Here is a 26,508-nt window from a genome sequence, read left to right as displayed (position 1 = left end):
AGGCACCATGACAGACGATCTGCAGCATCGTCCCGGCGGCGAACGCCCGATACTGGACGACGCGGCCTATTCATGCGGACATCGGAGCCAGGGCGCGCCGCGCCGCGTGGCACGCATCCGCGACACCGTTCCCCTGATGACGCCGCACGACCTGTTCCGCCTGCATCCGTTCCTGGGCGCGCTCACGGAGAGTGAAAGCCGCGAGCTGCTGGCGCATGCACTGCGCCGGCGCGTTCCCGCGGGGCATGTCGTGTTCCGCAAGGACGATCCCGGCGACGGGCTCTACGGCGTGCTGGCCGGCCGGGTCGTCGTCACCGTCGAATCGGCGGCGGGCAAGGAGCTGATCCTCAACATGTTCGGGCCCGGCGAGTTCTTCGGCGAAATCGCCCTGCTCGACGGCAAGGGACGCACGGCAACGGCGATCGCCCGCGAGCCCTCGGAGCTGCTCTTCCTCAACCGCGCGGTGTTCCAGCCGTTCCTTGCCCAGCGGCCGGAGGCCACGATGCGCATCATCGCGCTGCTGTGCAGCCGGCTTCGGCGCACCACGGACCTCGTCGAGGACTCGGCCTTCCTCGGGGTCGCCACGCGCCTGGCCAAGCAGCTGGTTGTCCTGATGGATCGTTATGGCCGCCCGGAAAGAACCGACACGACTGCCGCGACCATCCACATCTCCCAGGAGGAGCTGGCACGCACGCTGGGCGTCTCGCGCGAAATCGTGAGCCGGCAGCTTGCGATCTGGCGCGAGGCCGGGATCGTCGAACTGGGGCGCAGCCGCCTGACCGTACTTGATTTCGATGCGCTGCACGGGATCATCGACGGCGGGTAGCCAGGGAGTGCGGTGCCTCCTAGAGTCGCTGGACAGCAAGGGGCGGATGGTCCCGTGAATCGACAACGTCGCCGGCTGGCGGCAATCCTCTTTGCAGACGTGGTGGGATCGTCGCGGCTGATCGGCCGAGACGAGAGCGGCACCGTGGCCCGGCTGTTGGAGCACCTTACGCGCCGGCTGGCGCCCATCGTGCGGCGCCATGACGGGCGCACTGTGCGGTTGACGGGCGACGGCGGCCTGGTCGAGTTCGCGAGCGCCGTCGATGCGCTGGCCGCCGCCATCGATTTCCAGCAGGCAATGGCCGCCGCCAATCGCGACGTTGCGGCCGACGACGCCATCGCCTTCCGGATCGGCCTCCATATCGGCGACGTCATCGTCGAGCACGACGACCTCTACGGCGACGACGTCAACGTCGCCGCACGCCTGCAGGAACAGGCTGCGCCGGGCGGCATCGTCGTGTCGCGCAACGTCTGGGAGGCCGTGGCGGGGCGGCACAAGGCCCGCTTCGAGCAGCTTGGCGACCTCGAACTGAAGAATATCGACCGACCGATCAGCGCCTTTGTCGTCCACTGGGATGCCGCCGACTGGCCGGCGGTACCGGAGATCTCGCCGGCAGCCCATGTCTGGCCGTCGATGGCGCCGTCGCCCCACGCCGCGAGGCGCGTGCGCCTGGCCCTGTGGTCCGCCGCGGTCGTGGGCTGCGTCGCCCTCGCCGGCATCGCCTATGTCGCTTTTGCACCGCGTCCGCCGCCGACCCTCGCCGAACTGCAGGCGCTGAAGGCCGAGGATCTGGAACGGCTCCTGATCGAGCGACGGGCGGCCGATGCGGCGGCCGCCGAGAAGAAGCGACTCGAAGAAGAGGCGCAACGCAAGGCCGAGGCCGATGCCGAAGCGCTGCGGCAGGCCGTGGCCGATCTCGAGAAAGCACGGCTCGACCGGCAGAAGGCGGAAGCCGACCTCGCCGAGCTTCGGCTGAAGATCGAAGGTATCCGGCGCGAAGCGGCGACGGCCAGCCAGCAGCAACTCGCCGACACGGCAGCCTGGCGCGCGGCGGAGGACGAGGCCCATCGCCGGGCCGAGGTCGAGATGGCCTCGCTGCGCCAGGCCGAGCAGGACGCACTGCAGAAGGCCGCCCTGGAGGCGGAGAACAAGCGGCTAGCGGATGTGGCGCTGGTGCAGGCGCAGGCGGCGAGGCAGAAGGCCGACGAGGAGGCCGCGTCCAGGCGGCGCGCCGAGGAAAAGCTCGAAGCCACAACCAGACAGAAGGCCGATGCAGAGGCCGCGATCGTTGCCACGCACAGGGCCAAGGTAGAGGCCGAAGTCGCAGAGAGCGCGCTGCATCTCGCCGTCGCCGACCGTCAGCACCTCCAGGTCGCGCTGACCGCGCTGGGCTTCGACACACGCGGCACCGACGGCATGTTCGGCCCGCGCACGCGCGACATGATCGCCGGCTGGCAGAAGAAGATGGGTGTACCGGCGACCGGCTTCCTGAACGCCGGGCAGCGCGCGCAGCTGCTCGCGGGCGCTGCCGCCGCGATCGCGCGCTGGGACGACGAGCATCGCAGGCTGGAGGAAGCGCCGAACGTCGTGCCCGCTCCACCCCCGGCCCCGCCCGCGCCGACCAACGTCTTCGATGGCGCCTATGTTGGCGCGCGGCGGGCCCCGCAGCAAATGGTGACCGCCCGCATTCGGATTTCGGGGGGCAGCGGCGCCGGCACGATCGACGTTCCAGGCTGCAGCGCCAGTGCCTTCTCGATGACCGTCTCGTTGACGGGCGATGTCCGAGGCTCGGGCGACCTCAACTGCCCGGTGCCGATCCGCGGCACCGGCAACGTCGTCGGTCCCTTCGTGATTTCGGGGCATGCCGTCGGCCGGACCCTCCAGTTCTCGGTGAGCACGAGCCGCGGCGAGTTCGACGTGCTGATGGACCGCTCGACGTCGACGGCCAACGCGCCGTAGCGCGTCCGCTTCAATCGTCGCACACGCACACGAAATTCTTCGCGCCCTGTGTAACCTGCTTCACAGAGCGCTCCCCGACTCCCCGATAGCGTGCAGCCGTTCGATCAATTCGGCTGCACAAAAATGGGAGACTGGATGATGCGTATCCTTGCGATGGGAAGTCTCGCGGCCTTGGCCGTGCTCTCGGCTTCCGCTATGTGGATGACCTCGGCGACCGCCCAGCAGACGGCTCAGACGCCCTGCGGCCCGGCCTCCTACTCAACCGCCGATCAGCGCCAGGTCGTCCCCTGCGCTCCGCCGACGACCAAGACCGAGTCCGGCCAACCAGCCTGCGGCGTGTCGAGCTACTCGGTCGCCGACCAGCGCCAGACCGTGCTACCCTGCACGCCGCCGACGCCGAAGGCCGAGCAAGCCTCGGGCAAGGCGCCCTGCGGCCCGGCTTCCTACTCGATCGCCGATCAGCGCCAGGTCCTCCCCTGCACGCAGTAAAGACTGCGGCCCATCCTCTCATTGCGACAAAGCGGCTCCTCAGAGAGCCGCTTTTTGCGAGTGGCACCTGCTGCGTGGAGGCGGCTTGGACAGTCGGTGCCCCCGGCGATCCGAGCCGTAAGCGTCGAGTAAGCTGCGATGAGCAGACTCGGCGGCCGACTGAGGCGAGGCGGGTGTATTGGATCTCAGGCGGCGAACCTCGCAGCTCCTGGGCGGGCATGGCCATCGGGACCGGGGCGTCCTGTGTGTCCGCTATCCCTTGTTTGCCCTGATCCTGCTGAACGTCGCAACGTCGGTCCTCAGCACCGTCAGGGGTCTGGACGCCGCCTACGGGACCGTCTTCGATGCGATCGAGAACGTCTCCCTCTTCATTTTCGCCGCCGAGTATCTGCTCAGGGTCTGGATCGCCCCAGACGAAACCTTCAGTAGCAGCGAGCCGGCCTGGCGATCACGGCTCCGCTGGATTCTGAGCGTCCAAGGCCTGATCGATCTCGTCGCCGTCGCGCCCTTCATCTTGAGCGAGCTCACCACTGTTGACCCTGCGCGTGATCGTACTGATCCGGCTCCTGCGCTTCTTCAAGTTCGCGCGGTACTCGCCCGGCTTCCACTCTCTGGTTGAGGCAGTGCGCGCCGAGCGTCACGCGCTGGCGGCGTGCGTCCTGATCTTGGCGTCGGTGGTTCTGATCTCCGCCGGCTTCCTCTACGTGCTGGAGCACAGGGCGCAGCCGGACAAGTTCGGCTCCATTCCCGAATCGATGTGGTGGGCCGTCGCCACGGTGACCACTGTCGGGTATGGCGACGTCGTGCCGGTAACCGTCTGGGGCCGCATCGTGGGAGCGCTCACCATGGTCGTCGGCCTGCTGATGCTCGCCCTGCCCGCCGGCATCGTCGCCACGGCCTTCGTCAGCATCATCGCGCGGCAGAACTTCGTCGTAACGGGCGGATTGATCGCGCGGATGCCGATCTTCGCCGGGATCGACGCCGGCACCATCATCAACCTTCTTCCGTCGGTTGGCACCCGGACCTTTGGCGCGGGCGAGTACATCGTGAGGCGCGGCGAGACCGTGACGTCGCTGTATCTGATCGCGGAGGGCAAGGTTGATGTCGAAGTGGGACGAAACCGCAAGCGGCTCGGTCCAGGAGATGCGTTCGGCGGCCGAAACGCCCTCGCCCGAAGATCGGTCCGCACCGAAACGGTGGTCAAACTACTGGTCTTGGCGCCCCTCGAGGTCAACTGGCTGCTGGAGTCTTTCCCGAGGATCGCCGCCTACATCACCGAACTTCTGTAACCGCTGCCGCATCCGTCCGGTGCGACGGCGGCGCTAGCCAGAGCGAGCCCGGCGCACAGAGGTTCACGACGTCGGTGATGAAGCGGCCGTCGGTCTTGAGGATGACCTCGCACTTGCCGTAGCCGGGACTGTTCTCGAAGACGTACAGCGCGTCCTGCTCATGAATTTGCTTTGCCGCGGGATTGCGGGCCGCGAAGTCGGCCACAGTGTGACCGACCCAGCCGGGCGAGGGCTGCGGATTGTCACGGCCGACCCGGAAGCCGTCACAGCCGGCGAGAAGGACGAGGGGCAGGAGAATGCTGGCGACACGAACCATGCCGCGACGGTGCCGCGTAATAGTCCGGCGCGCAACTCCGATCCTCGGGCCGGTGCCGCCGGTGTCCGGCGGCAGACCTAGTCGCCGAAGCCGACGAACACCGTGGCTTCACCGACGGACTTCCGTTCGGATACGACCGCATTGGCCGGGAAACTTTCATCCGGCCACCCTAGCGCGATGCTCTTCATGATGACCTGATCGTCGGCAATACCCGCATGCTCGCGCACCACGGGCGACTGCATGATGCCCTGGCTGTTGATCACGGCACCGAGCCCGCGCGACCAGGCGGCGTTGACCAGCGCCGTCGTCACAGCACCGCAATCGAACGGCGTATCGTCGCTGCCGTCCAGGACGCGGTCGTAGGTCACGATCACGCAGACCGGCGCGTCGAACTGGCGGAAGCCGCGCAACACCCAGTCCTGGCGCATGTCTTTGTCGTCGCGCGCAATCCCCATGGCGGAGAACAACTGCTTGGCGACGCCGACCTGCCGGTCGCGATGGGGACCCGCGAAGGGCTGTCCCGTCCGGAACTCCCGCGACTGCGGGACGCCCGCCAGCATCCGCTCCGTATTGCCGGCGCGGATCCGGTCCAGCGGCTCGCCGGTGAGGACGTAGAAATTCCATGGCTGGGTGTTCATCGACGAGGGTGCGCGCATCGCCAGCGCGATGATCTCCTCGATCAGCGCCCTGGGAACCGGTTCGAGCTTGTAACCGCGGATACTCCGGCGGCCGAGGATGACGTCATCGAACTGCATTGCCCCTGGTTCCCCGGATGCCTCGTGAATGAGGTGCAATTCTTCCGGCAATACGGCCATTGTGCAAGACAAGCTGCACGATTCGCCGCAAATCAAACGCTCCTGCAAGAGACTGCCCCCGTGCGGCTATCTCGATTTGCCGCGAGACGCTTGGGCCGCCTCCTCGATCAAGGCCGCGACCGCCTCGGGCTTCGAAACGTAGACGGCGTGGCTTCCCGCCACCTCGCGCACGGTGGATCGCGCGCGCAGCGCCATGCCGCGCTGAGCGTCGGGCGGGATGACGCGGTCGTCCCGGGGGATCAGATACCAGCTCGGCTTCGTCGCCCATGCCGGCGACGAAACCTTGCCGTCGAGCGCAGCGGCTCCCCAGGGCTGCTGGGCATCGGCCATGAACGTCGCCAAGCCCGGCGGAACATCCGCGGCAAACACGCCGGGAAAGGCCGCCGGATCGAGCATCAGGAAGCCCTCGACCGGCGGCAGGATCGGCAAGGCGGGCGCGCCGGCCGGCGCCTGCGCGACGATCGATGAAACCGATTCCCCGCGATCTGGCGCGAACGCCGCCACATAGACGAGCGCGGTCACATTCGGATCGGAGCCCGCCTCGGTGATGACGACCCCGCCATAGGAATGGCCCACCAGCACGACTTCCTGAGCGGCCGCCGCGATGGCCCGCCGGGCGGCCGCGACATCATCGGGAAGAGACGTCGTCGGGTTCTGGACGACGACGACGACGTAGCCGGCCTCGCGCAGGAGGCGATGGACACCAGCCCACCCCGATCCATCGACGAAGGCGCCGTGCACCAGGACGATGACGGGCTTCTCGCCCACCGGATCTGGCGCGGCCTGCGCCGCCACGGTCTCATTGCCGGACTTCATGATGGAACTTCCTTCGATTCGATTAGCGCGCCTGTGCCGGCAGACTGCCGAGAATTTCCATCTGGATGACCTTCACGCCACCCTCGGCCAGTTCGGGCAGGCGCCTGAACCAGGCCTGGACATGCGGCGTGGCGTTGTGCGCTTCGAAATCCGCCTTGCTGGCGAAGACTTCGTAGAAGACGAAACGTCCCGGCGTGGCGCGGTCCTCGTGGAGGAAATAGACAAGGTTGTTGGGCTCGCCGCGCACTTTCGCCACGAGGGGGAGGGTAGCCTCACGAAGCGCCGCCTCCTGGCCAAGCTTTGCCCGAACCTCCGCAACCACCGCATAGGCCCCAGCGGGGATGGCGCCATAGCGGACGACTCCTCTTTCCTCTGCCGAGCCCTCCGCCGGCGCAGCGGCGGCGATCAGCAAGGCGATGACGGCACGAAGCAGGATGCGCGGCATGACTTCTCCTGACGTCGACGTTTAGCGGCGGCGCGACGCGACAAGCTGGCGGCGTGCCTCGAGCGCGCCGTCGAACACCTGCTTCACCGGCCCGAGCGCCTGCACGAATTCCAGCTGCTCGCCCTCCGGCCCACGGCAGTAGATCAGCCGCCAGCCGTTCGACTTGCCTTCGGTGATCGGATTGGAGTTCGCCTCGAGCGGCGCCGCCTTGCGCTCCGCTTCCGAGGTGACCGTCACCACGCGGTTGGCGCGGACCTGAATCATGCCGCGCCGTGCGCTCTCGGCTTCGAGGTCGCGGATGAAGAGGTTGAAGTCGACATCGTCGCCGATGTGGAAGCAGATGTGCATCATGCGCGGGAAGGCCGGGCTCATATGGCCGAGCGGCTCGGCGAAGGCGTTCGGGCCGCCCATCGGCTGACCGGCGTCGCGATACCGCAGCAGTTCGAGTACGACGTTGTCGAACTGGATGAAGCGTACATCCAGCCGTTGCGCGCCGCCGCGCAGGTCCGGCACACCCCGGCCGCGCGGGTTGACGTGCCGCTCGCGCGCCTCGATCTCCTCGGCGGTCAGGAGTGTGTTGTGGATGCGCTCGCCCTGGAAATCGCCGTCGCGCATGATTTCCGTGCCGCCCAGCACCTCGGTATAGAAGGCGAAGGCGCGCTCCATGTTCTGGACCGTCAGGCCGAAATGCTGCACGCCGCGCAGGCGCGCGCCGAGCGAATCCTTGTCCTGCGGCGTGGTGTCCGGCTGCCGGGTGCCTTGGGCCACGGCCGGCGCGGCGCCGGCGGCGATCAGTCCGCCCAGCATCGCCGCCCCCGCGACTTCGAGAAGGGTGCGCCGCTGCGGGTCGGTCTCTTCGGCACGGTCGGTCATGATACGGCAACCTCGCTTTCACCTATGATCGTCGAACTAGGGCTTTGCCTTCCAGAGGCGGATCGTGGCGATCGACGCCTGCGCGTAACCGGGCGGCTCCGTGACAGCGCCGAAGGGCGCCTTACTGGTCAGCGTATTTGTCGTCAGGAGGCCGCCGACATAGGGACCGGCCTCGCGCAACACGAGCTGGCATCGCACCGGAAACAGCCCCTGTTCGGGAAAGTCGAGCGCGAGGGCAAGACACTCGCCCCGTCCCTGCACCAGCAGCGGGCCGAGCCGGATCTCCGCATAGAAGTTCTGGCGGGCGGGCTCGGCGGTCGGACCGAAGCAGCCGCGCAGCTCGGCGACCCTTCCCGCTTGCGCCTCGATGACCCTGCCGTCCTCGGCGCGCGACTGCACGCTCCAGAAGGAGAAGAAACGCTCCGCGTCGGTCGGGAAGGGTTCGAAGCCGATCCTGTCCGGATGGCACCAGGCCGCGTCGGCGGTCTGCGGCTCGCGGATGCTGCGAAGAAGATAGATGTCCTCCTTCGCGCCCGCCCGCACGTCGGCCTGCGCGAGTACCGGTCCCATCGCCGTGGTCAGGACGATCGCCTGCAGGGCGAGGAACGACCGTGCCCTCATCGCGGCAGCCAGCCGATCATTCGGGCATGCAGGCTCTGGATATAGAGCCGGTCGGCGGTCTCGGTCGCCCCCGTCGTCTCGGGATAGGCACCGTCGGGATCCTGCAGGTCTTCCACGACCTTGCCGCTTTCGTCGATGGCGAAGACGTGGCCGTAGGATCGGCCGAGCGGCAGCAGCGAGCGCGGTAATCTCAGCAGGACCTTCCGCAGGAAGGGCCAGCCGGCGAGGCTGTCGGCGGCGGGATTGCGCGGCTTGAACAGGCCGACCCAGATCCGCCCGTCGCGCCCGCGCATCAGGTTGTCGGGATAGCCCGGCAGATTGTCGAGCAGCACGGTGGTCCCAGCGCCGCCCCGCCTCACGTCGACGTCGTGTGCGTTCGCGTCGATCTTCCAGACCCGGTAGCGGCCGGTCTCGCTGACGAACAGAGACCGGCCATCGGCCGAGAGCGCGATGCCGTTGGCGAACGAGAAACCGTGCGCCACGATCCGGATGGACTTGCGCGCCGGATCGTAGGCCAGCACTCGCCCCGTGGCAGATTGCTCGATGATGTCGAGGATGCTCGCCTCGTAGGTGCCGCCCCAGTTCGCGGGCGCAAAGCGGGCGGAGGCATCGGTGAAGTAGACGGTGCCGTCCGGCGCCACGACGACGGAGTTGGCATAGCCGATCGGATCGCCGGCCCGCACGTGATCGGCCAACAGATCCACGCGCGAATCGGGATGGATCGCCAGCAAGCCCTTCATCGCATCGGCGGCAATCATGCGTCCGTCGGAATCGAAGTCGAAGCCAAGCACCCGGCCGCCGGTCTGCGCAAACACCTCCTGCTGCGTGCCGTCCGGCTGCATCCGCACCAGGTTGCCGCTGGTCATCGCGGCGTACAGCCGCCCGTCGGGGCCGATGGCGACTTGCTCCGGCCCGAACTCCTCTCCCAGGGGAATCGTCCGCAGGCCGGCGAGCCGGGTGTTCGCGGCATGCACACCGACATAGCCGGGCGGCGTCCCGGCCGACCATGCCACAGGATCCGCGGGCACCGGCCAGAGGCAGAGGTAACCCACCACGCCGGCCACCAGCACCAACGCGACCCCGGCACCACCTCGGACAACTGACACTCTCATCGTACCGACCCACTGCAAACGGGCACACGCCACAGTGCGTCGCCGCTCGCCGGCCTGACGAGTTAATTGTGGTTAAGAATCAAGGGCGGTCACGCGCCTTCGGTCAGCGGAGATTTTCCATCAGCGATCTCACCGAACCGACTTCGGTTTCCGGACCCGCCTCGGTGAAACGCGCAGAGGTTTTAGTCAGGGCCCCCATCGCAGCATCGCGGCAACCGCGCGCGGCGAGGGAGCGCGCCAAGTCGCAGGCGGCGCGGAGCTCGAAGCTCAGCGTCCCGAGCGCCGAAGCCTCCCCGATCGCGGCTTCGAACAGGCGCTCCGCGGCCTGCCCTTCACCGCGCGCCACCTCGACCCGTCCGCGCAGGCGCAGGAGTTCGGGATGGCACCAGCGCTCGCCATAGAGGGCGAGCCGCCGTTCCGCATCGTCCAGCCGCGCCCCGGCCTCGTCGAGGCGACCCTGCTCCAGCAGCGCCTCGGCCAGCATGGCGATGTACATCGGCGCCCGCGTCACGAAGCCTGTCTCGAGCAGCTCGTCGAGTGCGGTACGCATGGACGCCACCGCTGCACGCTCGCCCCGTGCGTGCCCAAGCGACGCCTCGAAGAAGCGCGCGAGCCGCGGCCACACCGACGTGTTCCGGATGGCACGGTTGGTGCGCAGGAGGGCCAGGCCCGCCTCGGCGCGATCGAGCTGCCCCGTCCAGAGAGCCAGCGGCACGCCGGCAAAGACCAGACTGTTGGCGAGCGAGACGGGATGATCGAGCGCGACCGCGGCCTCGACCGCCTGCGTCGCGGCCGCGAGCGACGAGCGGGTGCAGCCGCGCAGCCACTGCGTGAAGGCGAGCGAGCTGCGGATGATGCAGTAGCGGTCGATCGAGAAGCGCGTGACGCGCGCCTGCTTCTCGAAGCGGTTGACCTGGTGCGCCAGCCGCTCCAGCGCTTCGTCGGCCTGCCTCACCTCGCCGACATAAGCCCGCGCCAGCGCCAGCAGCCGCTGCCCGTCGGGCTGGACGGAAGGGTCGCCCGTCCGCTCGGCCAGCGCGTCGAACGCCCGCAGATGATCGATGGCGGCAACCGTCCGTCCGGTGAAGGTCTCGTAAGTCGCAAGTCCCCACAGCGCGCGAAGCTCATATTCGCTGTCGCCCGCCGCCCGCGCGAGATCGAGACACTCGGTCCATGGCACCGCCGTTTCGGGAAGCCGAACCTGCGACCAGGTCAACGTCCAGGCGTGGCGTAAAGCGAGCTTCGCCTTGAGCCGGACGTCGCAGTCCGGCAGGGACCGAGCGACGTCGAGGGCATGGGCGACCCGAAGACGCGCTTCGTCGACCGAGCACAGTTCTTCCCACAGGGGAATCGCCGCCGCGGTGAGCCGGACCCCCATGGACGGGGTTCCGGTCGGGCCGAACGCCCAGGCAATGGCGTGGCGCAGATCGTCAAGGCGAGCCCCGTGGCGTCCCACCCATTCGTAGGCCACCTGCCACTCCCATTCCTCCTCTGCACGCTCGACGACTTCGAGCAGATGTCGGGCATGCAGAAGACGCGCCCGCTCGCGCTCGCCGCCGGCATCGAGCTGCGCGATGCCATAGTGGCGCACGCTTTCGAACAGGCGATAGCAGGGCTGACCTTGCCGCAGTTCGACCGTCGCGAACGACTTCGACGCGATGCTCTCCAGACCTGCGAGGATGTCGGCCTCCGACAGGCCGAGCGGCGCGAGCAGCGCGACCGCATCGGCCGTCGCGAATTCGCGCGCGAACACGGCGACGAACCGCAGGATCAGGCTGTCGGGCGCGGAGAGCAGCCGGTAACTCCAGTCGAGCGTCGCGGTCAGCGTCCGCTGTCGCGCCGGCACAGCCGCATCGCCCCACCCCACCGCATCGAGCCCATCCTGTAGCCGCTGCAGCAGTTCGGCCGGCCGCATCGTTCCCAGCCGTTTCGCGGCAAGCTCGATCGCGAGAGGCAAGCCATCGAGCCGCCGGCAAATGCGCGACACCGACGCCGCCTCCTCGTCGTCACGGAGCGAGAACGTGCCACAGTCGCCGGCGCGCGCCACGAACAGCGCAACGGCAGGATGAAGCAAGGCTTCGGCCACCGCGATCCGGGACGTGTCCGCGGGACAGGCGAGCGGCGCGAGACGCAGCACATGCTCCATCCGCGTCCGCAGCGGTTCGCGACTCGTGGCCAGGATGGCGGATCCCTGGAGGCCGGCGGCGAGGCGCTCGAGCGCGGCGGCGATGGCGGCGGCGAGGTGCTCGCAATTGTCGAGGATCAGCAGCCGCGGCGTGGCCCGCAGATGATCGGCGATGCTGCCCAACGGATCACCCGGATCGGCACGCAGGCCCAGTTCTGCGGTGATCGACTGGACCACGTGCTGCGGGTCGTCGAGCGAGGAGAAATCGACGAAGCAGGTTGGCGCCTCGAAACGCCGCCCGAGCCTTGCGGCGGTCGCCAGCGCAAGTGTCGTCTTGCCGACACCACCCGCGCCGACGATGCTGACCAGAGGATGCGCCGAAAGCGCGTCCATCAGACGCCCGATCTCCTCCTCGCGACCGAACAGGCGGGGGAGCGCGTCGAACGCCCGGCGCACCGATTTCCGTGGTCGGCCCGACACAGGAGCGGCGCGACCGCGACGCGCGACCGGCCGCGTGAAACGGTAGCCCCGCCCCGGCACGTTTACGATCGCCTGCGGATCGCCGGAAGCCTCCCGCAGGATCCGCCGCAGCAGGACGATGTGGACCTTCAGGTTGCTCGCATGGACGAACGTCTCGGGCCAGACATGCGCTTCGAGGTCGGCGTTGGAGACCAGCTCGCCCGCCCGCTCGACCAACAGGGTGAGAATGTCCAGCGCGCGGCCGCCGATCCTCACGCGCTCGCCATCGCGAAGCAGCAGCTGGCGGCGCGGGATGAGGCAGAACCCGTCGAACGAAAACGAGTGTTCCGCCGACGGAGGCTCAACGGCAGCCCGAACTTTCATGGCGCATCCAAGACCGATCGGAAGGCTGATGACGACCGGCGAAGCAGGGAGCGACAGGGCGGGCCGGCCCGCGATGGTGCAGCGGCCCGGCAACGGCGTCCATACGGGAATCGACCACGGCCCCGACGTTCACCGCGCTGCGCGAGGGCGAGCCGCTTCTTGACTGGGCGCGAGGATGCTCTCGCGAACGCTGGCAGTCTCCAGCCACTTTCGCGCCTGATTGGTCCTGGTGAAAATCCGCATCGGCCGGCGGGGCGCCGCGAGGATTCCGAGGATCCGGGAAAGCAGCGGGTACTTTTCCTCGGGGATGACGACAGCCAGGGGGCCGAGAGCCACGCCGTCACGATGGAGGCTGCGCATGTGAACGCCGATCTTCAGTATTTCCAGGGCGCCCATCTGCGTATCGGCCCGACTGCCGTCGAACAGCTTGCGGTATCCGAGAGCATCCGAGCCGACCAGGACATCCAGCATCCGGTAAATCTCGTCCGATTCGACCAGGCCACTGCAGGAAACCTCGAAAAGCCTCGCTTCCGAATTGATGGTCCAATGCACAGGCATTGCCGATTCTCTCCCCAAGCCATTCTCAGAGGCTGACCGAATATTACAGAAAAAGTGCACTATTTGCGGTGTCATTGCAATATCCTGCGACGGCAGGGGAGGAGCCGTCGACAGGCACAAGGCCCGCGACTCGGTTCGCCGAGGCAAAGCGACGCGCCGTTGGAGCAGATCTCGCGTCTAGCACCTGCGTGGTAAGGAGGCTGTCACGGTCACATTCGGTCCTGAACTCGCTTGTACCGGCAATTATTGTTGGACTATTGCCCATTCTGCTTTCCAAGACTAATTGCTCTATCACTGCGATATTTTGCAATTGCGGGCCTGCTTGTCTCGCGGACGTGGCGGACGGCCCTTCGTTTCCACCGAATGACGCAGTATCGAAATCGACTGAAATTTGCATGGCCAATTGGGAAATTGCCATGCAGATGCGATTATTGAGTGATCTTCACCGTGCTGGCCAAGTCATTTCCCGAGTAGAGCAATTTGGGTTGCAACAGGCATGAAACGGCCACAGGCGAAGGACAGCCGCATTCGCCTCATGCGCCAAGTCTTATCTGCGGCGTCCTGAAATGGACCTTGCCGCCTTCGACAACGGCCACTGCGAATATTTCAAGCGGCATCAGGCATCGCCCAACCCAGGTCTTGTGATCGGCAATCCTGCAAGAGCCGCTCCGGCGGACAACGGATCATCCCCGGCTCGCGACGCTTCAATCAACGCCACGCCTCGTTCGCCGGCGTCGTGCTCACCACCCTCGATGCGTCGTACTTCGCAAACTTCTACAAGCTGAGTGAAAAGCCTCCGATTCTCGTGCTGGCCACCGAGGCAAAGGACGATGTACTGGCGTCCTGGCGTCGAGATGCGACTTTCCGCATCGCGCTCGGATGGACTGCTGGCGCTGATCGCCGGCACGGGCTTGTATCTGGTGCGCCAGTTGGTGGACACCTTAACCGGGATCAGGTTGTAGCTTGCTTTGCCGGCTTCCAGACCAAGGCCTTCCGCAGCCAAAGGTTACAAGTAAGCCTCAATCACCATGTCCGCCTGCTGCAGCCATTCCGCGGTGCCTTGCAGGACGATCTGGCCGCCTTGCATGACGTAGCCGCGATGGGCAATGCGTAGGACGGCGAAGGCATTCTGCTCGACGACGAGTACAGACACGCCCTGGTTCTGGATCTCGCCGATCGTGTCGAGCACCTGGTCGACGAGCACCGGTGACAGGCCCATCGAGGGTTCGTCCATCAACAGGTAGCGCGGCCTTGCCATCAGGGCGCGTCCGATCGCCAGCATCTGCTGCTGCCCGCCGGACAGCACACCGCCGACATCGTGGCGTCGTTCCTTGAGCACGGGGAACATAGTGAACATCCGGTCGAGATCGTCTTGATACTCGGCCGAGGTCGAGCGCCGCGCTTCGGCGCCCATCCGCAAATTTTCCTCGATGGTCAGCGGCGCGAAGATGCGGCGGCCTTCGGGCACGATGGCGATGCCCCGCCTCACGATCTCGGCGGTATCCGAGCCGAGTTGCTGGCCGTCCAGCGATACGCTGCCACTCCACGAGCGCACGAGGCCCAGGATGGTCAGGAGCGTCGTCGACTTGCCCGCGCCGTTGCTGCCCAGCAGGCAGACGATCTCGCCCGGCGAGACGTTGATCGACACATCGTTCAGGACCTTGGCGCGGCCGTAGCCGGCGCTGACGCCTTCAAGACTGAGCATCGGCATAACTCCGGCCGAGATAGGCTTCGATGACGTTCTTCTGGCGACGGACCTGATCGAACGGCGCATCGGCGATTTTCTTGCCGTGATCGAGCACGATGACGCTGTCGGTCACGCCCTCGATCAGCCTCATCTTGTGTTCGACGAGGATCACCGTGAGACCGCCCACCGCCAGCCCCTTGATCTCGCGCACCAGCGTGCGGATCTCATCGGGCGACATGCCAGCTGCCGGTTCATCCAGCAGCAGGAGGCGCGGACGCAGCGCAAGTGCGCGGGCGATCTCGAGGCGCCGCTTGTCGGCATATGGCAAGGTGCCCGCCTGCACGTCGGCACGTCGCACGAGGTCGTCGCTGAACGCGGCAAGCAATGCCATCGCATCGCGCGCGGCGTCCGCTTCCCGTCGCAACTCGGCTCCCAGTCCGAGGAGCGCCGAGAAGTAAGCGCCGCCGCGCGCCGCGTCGGCGCCCACCATGACGTTCTCGAGCACACTCAGCTCGTCGAACAGGCGGATGTTCTGGAAGGTGCGCGCTATGCCGATGCGAGCGATTTCGAACGATTTGCGCCCCGCCACCGACTGTCCGTCGAACAGGATGTCGCCGGCGCTCGGGACATAGACGCCTGTGATCATGTTGATCAATGTCGTCTTGCCCGACCCGTTTGGACCGATAATGCCCACGATGCTGCCGGCGGGAACGTCGAAAGACACATCATCGACGGCGACCAGCCCGTCGAAATGCTTGGCCAGATTGCGGACGGAAAGGATGGAGGTCATCAGCGGGCCGCCATCATCCGCCGTCCGCGCATGATCATGATGATCAGCAGGGCGAGCGCGAAAAGGAGCGGCCGGTATTCCTCGAAGGCGCGAAGTTTCTCCGGCAGCACCGCGAAGATCAGGGCCGCGGCCAGCACGCCCGGCAGACGCCAGTTGCCGATGGCCACCACCGCGAGCAGCAGGATGGAATCCATCGTGTGGAAGCTCGAAGGATCGATGTAGCCCACCATGTGCGCATAGAGCGAACCGGCCAGTCCGCCCAGACACGAACCCGTCACGAAGCCCACCAGCTTGAGATGCGTGATGTTGAGACCCGCCGCCTCGGCCGCGACCTCATCCAACCTCATCGCCGTCCACATGCGCCCCCAGCGTGACCGGGTGATGCGCGAGAGGATGACGAAGGCGAGGACCAGGACGAAGAGGACGAGCATGTAGTAGCTTGCCTCTCCGGGCAGCGCGATCGGACCGAGTTTGATCGGCGCCGCGAAGTCCCAGCCGAACAGCACCGGCGTCTCGATGCCGGAGATACCCTCCGTCCCACCCGTCAGCCAGGTAAGATTGTTGATGAGCTGGATGACGATCAAGGAGAAGCCCAGCGTGACAAGGGCGAGGTAATGCCCCCTCACCCGGATCGCCGGGAAAGCCACCAACAGGCTGAGCAGCCCCGCCACGATGCCTGCCAAAGGCAGGCACGCCCAGAACGGGAGGCCGAAACGAACGTTGAGGAGCGCCGAGGTATAGGCGCCGATCGCGTAATAGGCGACGTAGCCGAAATCCGCGAGACCGGCATAACCGATGGTGACCGTGAGCCCGAGCGCCATGAGCGCGAAGATGCCCGCCATTGCCAGGACATGGACCTGGTACTGGTCGTTCAGGATCAACGGCAGGAGCACCGCGCCCATCAGCGCCACGGCCCCGAATATTCCGCTCTGCTGTCCAATCGCCGCCACCAGGGGCAGGCGCTGGCGCGCGATCCAGGCCGCGGCACCGCCGGCACAGGCGAGCACCGCCAGGTAGACGAGCATCAGGTTGGCCGCCTGGATGTGCATTCCGACCAGGATCAGACAGAGGATGGCAACTGCCAGCGCAGCGGCTAGGACGCGGGCCAGCCCGTCGCGGGTGCCGCGCGCCACGGCGATCTCGACCGAGGGCGCGCTCATACGCGGCTGCTCTTCTTGGTGCCCAGCAGGCCGTCGGGGCGAAGCTGAAGACACAGGATCAGGAGTGCGAAGGTGACGACATTCTTGTAGGCCGCCCCCTGGGGAAGATAGCCACTGACCAGCACCTCGATGATGGCGAGGAGAAAGCCTCCAGCCAGCGCACCATAGACATTGCCGAGGCCGCCGATGACGGCCGCAGTGAACCCCTTCAGCCCGGCGATGAAGCCCATGGTGAAAGAGACGGAGCCGAAATTGAGCCCCTCGACGATGCCGCCGATCCCGGCAAGGCCGGAGCCGAGGGCAAAGGCGAACCCTACGGTGCGATCGACATTCACGCCCATCATGCGGGCGCCGATCGGATCGGCCGTGATCGCCCGGATCTGACGGCCAAGCCGCGTGCCGTTGATGATGAAGTGCAGGCCCGCAATCAGCGCCAGCGCGAGCACAATCACGAAGATCTGGACCTCACCAATCACCGCGCCTGCGAAGGAGAAGGAACGCAGGGCGAATGGATCGGGGAAGACCTGCGGATTGGCGCCGTTCGGGAAGAACACCAGCACGCACTGCTCGAGCACCAGATAGACGGCAATCGACGTGATGAGGAAAACGAGCGGCGGTGCCTGCCGCAGCGGCCGCACGGCCACCCTCTCGACCAGCATGCCGAGCGCGCTGGCGAACAACAGCCCACCCATCGACATCGCCACGAGCGCCAGGCCCGACGAAAAGCCCTCGCCGATCGCCGCGCGATAGGCGGCGACGGCGGCGAAGGCGCCGGCCATATAGACGGCGCCATGCGCCAGGTTGATGAGATTCAGCATCCCGAAATAGAGGGTGAATCCCACCGCGATCAACGCGTACTCGCTGCCCAGTACGAGCGCGTTGACAAGCTGCTGTGACAACATGACGAAGCTGCTCCCTGCCCGGCTACATCACTTCCACGGCAGGTCCCAGACGCTCTGGCGCTCGGCCACGACGATGGCGCCGTCCGGCTTGCTGTAGTGCGTCAACGTCCACTTCCCGCCCTTCACCACATAGAAGGCGAGCACTTTCTGTGCCGCGTCGCCCGGGCGGGGAAACGAGAGAGGTCCCAGCGCCGTGGTGAAGGTGCCGCTCTTCAGCGCATCGACGACACCCTTCCGGGTCGGCTCGCCGGCCGAAGCCGCCTTGGCGACCGCCTGCGTCACCGCTTCGATCGCGGCGTACGCGATCAGCCCGTAGGTCTCATAGGGCTTGTCGTAGCCGGCCTTCTTGTAGGCTTCGATGAAGGCTGCACCACCCGGTGTCGCATCGTACGGCAAGCCATAGAAGAAGGCGTAGGTGCCGTCGGCCGCCGCCCCCGCCGCCTCGACATAGGTCGGGGTCATGGTGCCCGAGCCCGTGTAGTAGAGCGCCGGCACTTCGAGGCGCACCATCTGCTGGCGCAGCAGTGCGGCCTCGGTCGTCACGCCGCCGAAGAAGATGACGTCCGGCTTCAACGACTTGGCCTTGGTCAGAACGGCGGTGAAATCCTTCTCGCCCACGGCGATGCTGTCCGCGCCGAGCTTGCTGCCGCCCGCTTTGACGGCGTTCTCGTCGAAGGCGGTGACCAGCGACTTGCCGTAGTTGGTGTTGTCGTCGATCAGGAAGTAGGTCTTTTTGCCCAGTGTCGTGAACGGCATCTTGGCCGCCATCTCGAGCTGCCACAGGTCCGACGGCGCGATGCGGAAGATCTCGTCGCCCTTCTGTTCCGCGGTGATCTTCCAGTTGATGGCGCAGGGATTGAGATTGGCAAGGCCGCGGCGCTGGAAGACGTCGCGCGTCGCCAGCGCGACGGGCGAGTTCCAGTGGGCCGAGCAGGCCAGCACCGCCGGATCCGAGGCCGCACGCGTCACCGCCGCCACGCCTTCGCTGGGTAACGAATGGTCGTCGAGCTTCATGAGCTCGAACTGGAGATCGGCAAGCTTGCCGGAAGCATTGATCTGGCGCACCGCGAGATCCATGGCGTTCATCATGCCGATGCCGACGGCGGCGTTGGGACCGGAAATCGGCAGGACCGCGCCGATCTTCACCTGCCGTGGCGCCGCCATGGCGACGCGCCCCAGCATCGGCATCGCCAAACCTGCCGCGGCCGCACCTGCGAGCGTCCCGCGCCGACCGATCAACTTGCTCATCCTTGCCTCCATCGAAGTTCCCACTGCGGGTCTGGTCCCGCCCCCCAAAATCTTCACGCCCGGGTCGATCCCCACCCCGGGAACGCGCCTCACGCAGACATCTGAGACGGCACGGTCGGCCGCCCGATGCCGAGATGATCCCGCAGCGTCGGACCGCTGTACTCGCGCCTGAAAAGCCCGCGCTCCTGCAGGATCGGCACCACGCCGTCGATGAAGTCACCGAAGCCGTCCGGAAAGCTTGGCGGCATAACGATGAAGCCGTCGGCCGCATCGTTCTCGAACCAGTGCTGGAGCGTGTCGGCGATCGTCTCGGCGCTGCCGCACAGCACCCAGTGGCCGCGGGCGCTCGCCGTCAGATTGTAGAGATCGCGCAGGGTCATCCCGTCGCGCCTCGCCTTCGCGAGCAGCACACGCGCGAAGGAATGCGACGTGTCCGCGAGCTTCAGGTCGGGCACGGGCGCGTCGAGCTTGTGCTCCGCCAGGTCGATGCCGAGCCGCTCCGAGAGCAGGACCGTCGCCACGCCGTCGTCGATCTCGCCCTGCAGGGCCGCGAGCTTCTCGAACGCCTCCGCGTTCGTGCGACCCACGATCGGCATGACGCCTGGCAGCAGGGAGACGTCACCGGGCGAGCGACCGAACTGGGGCAGCTTGGCCTTGAGCGCCCGATAGGATTGCTGCGCCTCCGCGAAGTCCTGGACGACCGAGAACATCACGTCCGCGGTTCGCGCCCCGAGCAGCAGCCCCTGCTCCGAGCCCCCGGCCTGAAGCACGACGGGGCGGCCCTGGGGCGTCCGTCCGATGTGCAACGGTCCCTTGACCTTGAAGAAGTCGCCCTCGTGGTTCAGCGTACGGATCTTCGACGCGTCGACGTAGATGCCGCGCTCCTTGTCCTTGACGATCGCGTCGTCATCCCAGCAGTCCCACAGGCCCAGAACGACATCGACGAACTCGGCCGCACGCTCGTAGCGGCTGTTGTGCTGCGGATGTACGGTCCCGAAGTTGGACGCCGATGCCGCGTTCATGGTCGTGACCAGGTTCCACGCCGCGCGGCCACCGCTGATATGATCGAGCGAGGCGAACGCACGCGCCACCGTGAAGGGATCGCTGTAGGTCGTCGAGACGGTCGCACCCAGCCCGATATGAGATGTCACCATCGCGATGGCGCCCAGCATCGTCAGCGGCTCGAAGCGGACGATAAACGACGGATGCGCCTTCGGATCGGCGTGCAGATGGTCGCTCATGAAGATCATGTCGAACTTGCCGCGCTCGGCCATCTGCGCGATCTGCCGGATCATGTCGATGTTCGTGAAGCTGTCGAAGGCGCCGGGTTGCCGCCACGCCGCCGGATGATTGCCGGTGCCTTGGAGAAACAGGCCGAGATGCATTTGCCGCGTCACTGATCCCCCTCTCGTGCTGGCGCCTTGCGGGAAGCAAAGGGGCGATCGATCCCGCCGACCCGGGGGCCGGACACTTCCGACAAGCGCTGAAGGGACCGAAGCCATATGCGTGCCATGTGGATTTGCCTCATCCGCGGGAAGAAGCTCCGTTCGAGACTTCATCCACGCCGCGCTCGAAAATTCGGGCAGATCGGGCGAGCGCACAATCGGCATAGTTCTGCACACTCTGTTGCCCAAACGTGAACGGCACGAAGCTTGCTGATTGCAGGATGGACTCGTCGGAGCCATTCAATGACAGGGATCCTCGTCGGCACCCGCTGCCCGCCCGTCACGACCGTCCCAAAGGCGTGTCCGTGAAGAAGAAGCCGCATGCGCAGCTCCAGATCCACGCGAGTTGGGTCGTGTATTTCCACGAGATCACGCGTTGCGGATCGATCCGCGCGGCAGCGCGAAAACTCAACATCGCGCCCTCGGCGATCAGCCGCAAACTGAAGGATCTCGAGGGTATCCTGGGCGTTCAGCTTCTCGAAAAGACATCGACCCGGCTGCGGCCGACCGCTGCCGGCGAGTTCGTGGCGTCACATGCCATGCAGGTCCTGCGCGATCTCGACCAGATGCGGGCCCATCTCGACGATCTGAACGGCCTTCGCAGCGGCCACGTGAAGATCGTGGCCGTCCAGGCGGCCGGCACCGAGTTCCTGCCCAAGGCCCTCTCGAGCCTGGTCGAGCGCTATCCGCGGGTGACGTTCGAGTGCGACTTCACGGGCTCTGCGAACGTGATGCCGCAACTGATGGCCGGGAATGCCGATATCGGCATCGCCTTCCATTCGAGCGCCAACCGCAAGGTCCGGCACCTCATCAGTGTGCCCATGGCCTTCGGAATCATTGCCGCGCCGGACCATCCGCTGGCACATCTGAAGGTCGTCCGGCTGCACGATCTCGAGGACCAGCCCATCATCCTGCCCGATTCCTCGGTCAGCTTCCGGATCGTCGTCGATCGCATGCTGGAGGGCCGATCCTTCCAGTTTCGCAACACCGTGACGGCGTCGGACCCGAACTTCATCGCGGCGATGGTGCGCTTCGGCGCCGGCGTCGCGTTTCAGACGCCGGTCGGCGTGGAACCGCAACTGCGCGACGGATCGCTCAAGTTCATCCCCCTCCAGGACCGCAACCTGAAGCCGCCGGAGCTCATCATCGGCACGGCCGTCAATCGCTCGGTATCGCCCATCGTGAGCGCCGCCGCTGAATCGCTGCGACGAGCGGCGGCCGCCCTGATGGAGGAGTACGTCAACTCAGACGATGAATGATTTTCACGACGCCTTTCGCTGAGTCGCGGTCCGTGCGACCGGCGGCCGGGCAAGGCCGAGATGGTCGCGCAACGTGTCGCCCTCGTAGTCGCGACGGAAGAGTCCCCGCTCCTGCAGGATCGGCACGACCATCTGCGTGAAGTCGTCGAACCCGTGCGGATGCGTGGCGGGCATGATGTTGAAGCCGTCGGCCGCGCCGTTCTCGAACCAGTGCTGCAGCGTATCAGCGACCGATTCCGCGCTGCCGCAGAGCACCCAATGGCCGCGCGCGGCCACCGTCAGGTGATAGAGGTCGCGCAAGGTCATGTTCTCACGCCGCGCCTTGGACAGGAGTACCCGCGTGAAGCTGTGATAATGGTCGGACAATGGAAGTTCCGGCACCGGCCCGTCGAGATCGTAGGCCGAAAGGTCGATGCCGAAGCGTTCCGACAGGACGTTGATGCCGCTGCCACCGGCCGTGTAGCTCTGCAGGACGGCCAGCTTGTCGAAAGCCTCACGATCGGTGCGGCCGACCACCGGCATGACGCCTGGGATGACCGTGACGTCGTCCGGCCGGCGGCCGTATCTCGGCAGGGAATCCTTGACCTGCGCATAGGCAACGCACGCCTCGTCGAAGTCCTGTACGACCGAGAAGACGACGTCGGCAGTCCGCGCTGCCAGCGCAATGCCCGCTTCCGATCCACCCGCCTGGAGAAGGACCGGCTGACCTTGCGGAGCGCGGCCGATGTTGATCGGCCCGCGCACCTTGAAGAATGTCCCTTCGTGATTGAGCGGATGCAGCTTCTGCGGATCGATGTAGAGGCCGGTCGCGGCGTCGGCGACGATGGCGTCGTCATCCCAGCAATCCCACAGGCCCCGCACCACATCCACGAACTCCCCCGCCCGTTCGTAGCGACGCGCATGATCGGGATGGTCGATGCCGAAGTTCACCGAGGCCGAGGCGTTCGCGGTCGTGACCGCGTTCCAGGCGGCGCGGCCGTGACTGATGTGATCGAGCGACGCGAAGGCACGCGCGACCGTGAACGGGTCGCTGAAGGTGGTGGAGACGGTGGCGCCCAGGCCGATCTTCTTCGTCGCCACCGCGACGGCCGCCAGCAGCGTCAGCGGCTCGAGGCGAAGCGTGAAGGAGGGATGGCCCTTGGGATCGGCATTGAGATTGTCGCCCATGAAGATGAGGTCGAACTTCGCGTCCTCGGCGGCACGGGCGATCTCGAGCACCGTGTCGATGTCCTGGAAGCTCCTGGTCGCGCCCGGATGGCGCCAGCCGCCGGTATGACTGCCTGTCCCCAGCAGGAACAGTCCGAGATGCATCTGCCTCTTCATGGCGATCGGCCTCCAAGCTCGCTTTGTGTCCGCTCCCGGAAGAGCGGCGACGATGTGCTGTATTCCGTGGACGGGCTCTCGCCGGGTCGGCAGCGCCGTGCCGCAGCCGCAGCCATCAGGGCGGCCTCGTGGAAACCCGAAAGAATCAGCTTCAGCTTCCCGGGATAGGTCGCGATATCGCCGATCGCGAAGACGCCCGGCAGCGATGTCTCGAACCGCTCTGTGTCCACCGGAATGAGCCCCTCCGAGAGTTCGAATCCGAAACTGGCGAGCGGGCCCTCGCGCATGATGAAGCCGAAGAACACCAGTAGCCGGTCGGCCGGCACGACGGTCCGGCCATCCTTTCCGTGAACCGTGACGGCCTCCAGGCTGGGCGCGGCGCCGTGGAGATCCACGACCCGTCCGGTCAGCCGCCGCACGCGGCCCTCTTCCACGAGCTCCTGCAGGCGCGACGCCGAATGCCTCTGCGCCCGCAGCTCCTCGCGCTGGTGAACCAGCACGACCTCCGTCGCCACGGGAGAAAGCGCGATGGCCCAGTCGACTGCGGAATCGCCGCCACCCGCGATGACGATCCGCTCGCCGGCATGCGCCGACAGATTGGGCACGGCATAACGCACCGCACCGCCCTCGAATTCGGCAAGCCGGCCGAGATTCGGCGGCGTTTTCGGCGTAAAGCTGCCACCGCCGGCTGCGACGACGACAACCGGCGCCTGTAACACAAGACCTCTGTCAGTCGTCACCACCCACTCGCCGTCGGAGGTCCGCTCCAGCGACGTGGCCTGCTGGCCCATGTGATAGACCGGCGAGAAGCACGCTGCCTGAATGGTCAGCTTTTCGACCAGCTCGGCCGCACCGATCGCCGGACAGGCCGGGATGTCGTAGATCGGTTTGTCCGGATAGAGTTCGATGCATTGGCCGCCGACCCGGTCGAGCGCGTCGACGGTCTGGCTCCTGAGGCCGTGTACCCCGAGTTGGAAAGCGGCAAAGAGGCCGCACGGCCCAGCACCAATGATGATCGCGTCCGAGTGCCGCGCCGAATGCCTGTCAGACATCGCACCGTTCCACCGAGCCACTGGCCACCTTCCTGCTCCGCTAGTGCGATAGCGGAGTGCCGGCCTGGACCGCGACACGGTCGAAGTTCAGGACCTCGACCGGCGCTGCAAGATACGGACCGATCGCCGCCCGCCAAGCCTTCACGCCTTCGGAATTGCGGAACGTGACGGTGTGATCCTCGAGCGTGCGCCACAGAACGATCATGCGGAAGCTGGCCGGATGCTCGACGCATTGCCGGACCTCCATCGAAAGACAGCCCTCCGCCTCGGAGAAGATCTTCTTCCCTGCCGCCGCGGCGGCCACGAAGGCGTCGATTGCATCGGGCTTCACGTCGATTCGGGCGACTTCTACGATCATGTTCACTCTCCCGGCAGTGGTTCGGCAACGACGTCGCACAGCACGGCTTTCAGCGGGCTCGAACCGAGGATCTGGTCGCAATCGTCGGGATCGTTCCCGAGCAAAATGTTGGAGCAGGTCTGGAAGATGCCGAAATCAGGTCCTTCCGCATCGGGGAGCCACCAGCCGTGCGGCACCGAGACGGTGTCGGGACGGGTCCGGCGGCTGAAGCGCACCCGGAGGCGCATCCGGCCATGGCGGGTCACCACCCAGGCCATCGCGCGATCCTCGAGGCCACGCGCCTGTGCCGTGTCCGGATGAATCTCCAGCAACGGCTCCGGATTGAGGCGGCGCAGGGTCGAAAGCGGATGCCCGTTCGAGTTCCAGTAGGTCGGCGTGCGCACGCCGGTATTCAGGATCAGCGGGTAGAGCTGATGCAGGGCCGGTGTCGAGACCGGACTCTCGGCCGGTTCCTCGTAGACCGGCAGCGGCGGATAACCCCACTGTTCGAGCTGCGTCGACCAGAGTTCGAACTTGCCGGTAGGCGTCCCGAATCCTTCCTGCTCGTACTTGCGATAGGCGATCGGGACGGTCACGTAGTCCCTCTCGCGGAGTTCGTCCCAACTCATCCCGAAGGGCGCCAATGCCTCCTCGGCGATGCTCTCCGTCGTGCCGTACTGCTCGCCCAGGCCCAACGCGACTGCGAGGTCGGCGAAGAAATCCCAGTCCGAGCGGCGCTCGGCGATCTGGACGGCGGCACGGGTCGACGTATCCATCAGGGTGCCGCCCGGCCCCTTGATGTGCATGTAGAGGCGCGGCTCGGTGCGCTCGAGATTGCTCGCCGCCGGCAGCACGATGTCGGCCAGTGCCGCCGTCGGCGTCATGAAGATCTCACTGACCACCAGCAGGTCTAGCTTGCGCAGCGCGGCCGTGACCGCTGCCGTGTTCGGATAGCAGACGGCGGGATTGTTGCCGACCACCAGCAGTCCGCGCACCTTGTAGGGCTTCTCCGTCAGGATCGCGTCGAACAGGCTCGGCGGATGCGCGTAGACCGTGGGCCGCAGGGTCAGGCACTTGAAGCGATCCGCGCCTATGCGCTTTTCCGCCTGGCCCGGCGGCAAGGCATCATAGCGCTCGGTGTCGCCGAGCTTGGGCGAGGGCCAGAAGCAGTTGCCGCCCGGCGCGTCGAGATTTCCGGTGATGCCGATCAGCGCGAGGATCGCCCGGTTCGACTGCACGGCATTGCGCCCGATATGGTCGGCGCCCGTGCCCCACACCATGTTGGCCGGCTTGGTCGTGGCATAGAGGCGGGCGGCCTTGCGAATCTCCTCGGCGTCGCAGCCTGTGATGCCGGCCACGACCTCGGGCGTATAAGCCGCGACCATCTCGCGATACGCCTCGAAACCGTGGCACCAGTTCTCGACGAAGTCCTTGTCGTAGAGATTTTCCGCGATGATCACGTTGGCCCAGCCCAGCGCCATGGCGCCGTCGGTGCCCGGACGCAGCGGCAGCCAGATGTGACCCGGTCCGCACGCGGTCGGCCGGCGCGGATCGACGATGATGCTGACAGGCTTGCCGCGGAACGCATCGGTGACCGGCGTGTGGCCGATCAGGCCATGGTCGTTGGCGATGCGCTTCTGAGCGCCCCATTCCACGATGCATTTCGGATGGTTGAAGAAATCGGGAATCGCCACGACGTCCCAGCCGCGCGCGGCGAAGCGGCCGGTGGCCATCAGCGTGCAGGCCGCGGTGCGCGGTCCGTAACAGTAGTAATTGATCGATGCGATGTTCGGCGTGCCGAACAGATTGGCGAGGCGCGTCACGATCTGGTTGTTGTTCATCGATACGCCGCGGGCGAACGCCACGGCCTCGGCACCGTCCTCGGCCTTGATCTCGAGCATTTTCCTCGCGATGAAGGAGACCGCTTCCGGCCAGCTCACGGCCTTCCACTCGCCGGCCCCGCGTTCGCCGACGCGCATCAGCGGTCGGTCGATTCGCGCCTCGTGATAGAGTTGCTCGACCGACGGCGCCCCTGCCTTGGAGCAGAGCTTGCCGCGGTTGACGGGATTGTCGGGATCTCCCGCGACATCCGTGACCACGCCGTCCTTGATCGTGACCAGGGTGCCGCAGCCGCCGTGGCACATGCGGCAGATGGCGCGGACCACCTGTTCGCTGCCGCTCTGCCGGACGATGAGGGTATCGGGCATGGCCTTACTTT

General features: G+C 66.4%; 26 protein-coding genes. 6 read left to right on the top strand and 20 right to left on the bottom strand.

Going from position 1 to position 26,508, the window contains the following annotated elements; translation table 11 throughout:
* Positions 1-7: 7 nt before the first annotated feature.
* From ACQY78_RS20910 to ACQY78_RS20890, 5 genes are all read left to right on the top strand, one after another.
* Positions 8-826, top strand: coding sequence for a Crp/Fnr family transcriptional regulator (locus ACQY78_RS20910; RefSeq protein WP_428678246.1), 819 nt, complete (start codon positions 8-10; stop codon positions 824-826).
* 54 nt (positions 827-880) lie between these two features.
* A complete protein-coding gene (locus ACQY78_RS20905; RefSeq protein WP_428678244.1) occupies positions 881-2,785 on the top strand; it encodes an adenylate/guanylate cyclase domain-containing protein in 1,905 nt (634 codons plus the stop codon).
* A 135-nt stretch (positions 2,786-2,920) separates the two neighbouring features.
* Positions 2,921-3,274 carry a hypothetical protein gene (locus tag ACQY78_RS20900; protein WP_428678243.1) on the top strand — a complete coding sequence of 118 codons (354 nt, stop codon included), beginning with the start codon at positions 2,921-2,923 and terminating at the stop codon, positions 3,272-3,274.
* A gap of 178 nt (positions 3,275-3,452) precedes the next feature.
* Positions 3,453-3,893 (top strand): ion transporter, encoded by a 441-nt coding sequence (locus tag ACQY78_RS20895; protein WP_428678242.1) that lies wholly within the window; start codon positions 3,453-3,455, stop codon positions 3,891-3,893.
* The gene (locus ACQY78_RS20890) at positions 3,808-4,563 is read left to right on the top strand and encodes a cyclic nucleotide-gated ion channel (protein WP_428678240.1); all 756 of its coding nucleotides are present in this window, start codon (positions 3,808-3,810) and stop codon (positions 4,561-4,563) included. Before ACQY78_RS20895 ends, ACQY78_RS20890 begins: the two co-directional genes overlap by 86 nt.
* Here ACQY78_RS20890 and ACQY78_RS20885 read toward each other — a convergent pair.
* From ACQY78_RS20885 to ACQY78_RS20810, 16 genes are all read right to left on the bottom strand, one after another.
* Positions 4,547-4,879: a hypothetical protein gene (locus ACQY78_RS20885; protein WP_428678238.1), complete on the bottom strand. Its 333-nt coding sequence runs from the start codon at positions 4,877-4,879 to the stop codon at positions 4,547-4,549. The genes ACQY78_RS20890 and ACQY78_RS20885 overlap by 17 nt on opposite strands.
* Before the next feature lie 77 nt (positions 4,880-4,956).
* Positions 4,957-5,634, bottom strand: coding sequence for a nitroreductase (locus tag ACQY78_RS20880; RefSeq protein ID WP_428686452.1), 678 nt, complete (start codon positions 5,632-5,634; stop codon positions 4,957-4,959).
* A gap of 126 nt (positions 5,635-5,760) precedes the next feature.
* Positions 5,761-6,510: an alpha/beta hydrolase gene (locus ACQY78_RS20875; RefSeq protein WP_428678236.1), complete on the bottom strand. Its 750-nt coding sequence runs from the start codon at positions 6,508-6,510 to the stop codon at positions 5,761-5,763.
* A 22-nt stretch (positions 6,511-6,532) separates the two neighbouring features.
* Positions 6,533-6,955 (bottom strand): putative quinol monooxygenase, encoded by a 423-nt coding sequence (locus ACQY78_RS20870; RefSeq protein WP_428678234.1) that lies wholly within the window; start codon positions 6,953-6,955, stop codon positions 6,533-6,535.
* Positions 6,956-6,976: 21 nt separating this feature from the next.
* Entirely contained in the window at positions 6,977-7,828 is an 852-nt protein-coding gene (locus ACQY78_RS20865; RefSeq protein WP_428678232.1) for a VOC family protein, read from the bottom strand.
* A gap of 36 nt (positions 7,829-7,864) precedes the next feature.
* Positions 7,865-8,449 carry a hypothetical protein gene (locus ACQY78_RS20860; protein WP_428678230.1) on the bottom strand — a complete coding sequence of 195 codons (585 nt, stop codon included), beginning with the start codon at positions 8,447-8,449 and terminating at the stop codon, positions 7,865-7,867.
* Complete coding sequence (locus ACQY78_RS20855; RefSeq protein WP_428678229.1) at positions 8,446-9,561, bottom strand: SMP-30/gluconolactonase/LRE family protein; 1,116 nt, start codon at positions 9,559-9,561, stop codon at positions 8,446-8,448. The genes ACQY78_RS20860 and ACQY78_RS20855 overlap by 4 nt, the downstream gene beginning before the upstream one ends.
* Positions 9,562-9,664: 103 nt before the next feature.
* Positions 9,665-12,529: an ATP-binding protein gene (locus tag ACQY78_RS20850; protein WP_428678227.1), complete on the bottom strand. Its 2,865-nt coding sequence runs from the start codon at positions 12,527-12,529 to the stop codon at positions 9,665-9,667.
* Positions 12,530-12,658: 129 nt separating this feature from the next.
* The gene (locus tag ACQY78_RS20845; protein ID WP_428678225.1) at positions 12,659-13,087 is read right to left on the bottom strand and encodes a hypothetical protein; all 429 of its coding nucleotides are present in this window, start codon (positions 13,085-13,087) and stop codon (positions 12,659-12,661) included.
* Between the two features lie 616 nt (positions 13,088-13,703).
* A complete protein-coding gene (locus tag ACQY78_RS20840) occupies positions 13,704-14,090 on the bottom strand; it encodes a hypothetical protein (protein ID WP_428678223.1) in 387 nt (128 codons plus the stop codon).
* Between the two features lie 3 nt (positions 14,091-14,093).
* A complete protein-coding gene (locus tag ACQY78_RS20835; RefSeq protein WP_428678222.1) occupies positions 14,094-14,792 on the bottom strand; it encodes an ABC transporter ATP-binding protein in 699 nt (232 codons plus the stop codon).
* On the bottom strand, positions 14,779-15,564 hold the full coding sequence (locus ACQY78_RS20830; RefSeq protein WP_428678220.1) for an ABC transporter ATP-binding protein: 786 nt from the start codon (positions 15,562-15,564) through the stop codon (positions 14,779-14,781). The genes ACQY78_RS20835 and ACQY78_RS20830 overlap by 14 nt, the downstream gene beginning before the upstream one ends.
* The gene (locus ACQY78_RS20825) at positions 15,564-16,724 is read right to left on the bottom strand and encodes a branched-chain amino acid ABC transporter permease (RefSeq protein WP_428678219.1); all 1,161 of its coding nucleotides are present in this window, start codon (positions 16,722-16,724) and stop codon (positions 15,564-15,566) included. The genes ACQY78_RS20830 and ACQY78_RS20825 overlap by 1 nt, the downstream gene beginning before the upstream one ends.
* A complete protein-coding gene (locus ACQY78_RS20820) occupies positions 16,721-17,626 on the bottom strand; it encodes a branched-chain amino acid ABC transporter permease (protein WP_428678218.1) in 906 nt (301 codons plus the stop codon). The genes ACQY78_RS20825 and ACQY78_RS20820 overlap by 4 nt, the downstream gene beginning before the upstream one ends.
* Before the next feature lie 27 nt (positions 17,627-17,653).
* Positions 17,654-18,874 carry a branched-chain amino acid ABC transporter substrate-binding protein gene (locus ACQY78_RS20815; protein WP_428678217.1) on the bottom strand — a complete coding sequence of 407 codons (1,221 nt, stop codon included), beginning with the start codon at positions 18,872-18,874 and terminating at the stop codon, positions 17,654-17,656.
* Positions 18,875-18,963: 89 nt separating this feature from the next.
* On the bottom strand, positions 18,964-20,271 hold the full coding sequence (locus ACQY78_RS20810; protein ID WP_428678216.1) for an LLM class flavin-dependent oxidoreductase: 1,308 nt from the start codon (positions 20,269-20,271) through the stop codon (positions 18,964-18,966).
* 353 nt (positions 20,272-20,624) lie between these two features.
* On the opposite strand from ACQY78_RS20810, the gene ACQY78_RS20805 reads away from it, so the two are divergent.
* Positions 20,625-21,578 carry a LysR family transcriptional regulator gene (locus ACQY78_RS20805; RefSeq protein WP_428678215.1) on the top strand — a complete coding sequence of 318 codons (954 nt, stop codon included), beginning with the start codon at positions 20,625-20,627 and terminating at the stop codon, positions 21,576-21,578.
* A gap of 3 nt (positions 21,579-21,581) precedes the next feature.
* Here the strand turns inward: ACQY78_RS20805 and ACQY78_RS20800 are convergent, their stop codons facing one another.
* Genes ACQY78_RS20800 through ACQY78_RS20785 form a run of 4 tightly spaced genes read right to left on the bottom strand, consistent with a single transcriptional unit; the run spans position 21,582 to position 26,497 of the window.
* A complete protein-coding gene (locus ACQY78_RS20800) occupies positions 21,582-22,901 on the bottom strand; it encodes an LLM class flavin-dependent oxidoreductase (RefSeq protein ID WP_428678214.1) in 1,320 nt (439 codons plus the stop codon).
* The gene (locus tag ACQY78_RS20795; RefSeq protein WP_428678213.1) at positions 22,898-23,953 is read right to left on the bottom strand and encodes an NAD(P)/FAD-dependent oxidoreductase; all 1,056 of its coding nucleotides are present in this window, start codon (positions 23,951-23,953) and stop codon (positions 22,898-22,900) included. The genes ACQY78_RS20800 and ACQY78_RS20795 overlap by 4 nt, the downstream gene beginning before the upstream one ends.
* A gap of 40 nt (positions 23,954-23,993) precedes the next feature.
* Positions 23,994-24,311 (bottom strand): putative quinol monooxygenase, encoded by a 318-nt coding sequence (locus tag ACQY78_RS20790; protein WP_428678212.1) that lies wholly within the window; start codon positions 24,309-24,311, stop codon positions 23,994-23,996.
* Positions 24,312-24,313: 2 nt separating this feature from the next.
* Entirely contained in the window at positions 24,314-26,497 is a 2,184-nt protein-coding gene (locus ACQY78_RS20785; RefSeq protein ID WP_428678211.1) for a molybdopterin-containing oxidoreductase family protein, read from the bottom strand.
* Between the last annotated feature and the right edge of the window lie 11 nt (positions 26,498-26,508).

Source organism: Reyranella sp., from assembly GCF_965279625.1.
Taxonomy (GTDB): Bacteria; Pseudomonadota; Alphaproteobacteria; order Reyranellales; family Reyranellaceae; genus Reyranella.
Note: the sequence above shows the minus strand (reverse complement) of the source record. Positions and strands in the feature narration are given on the sequence as shown.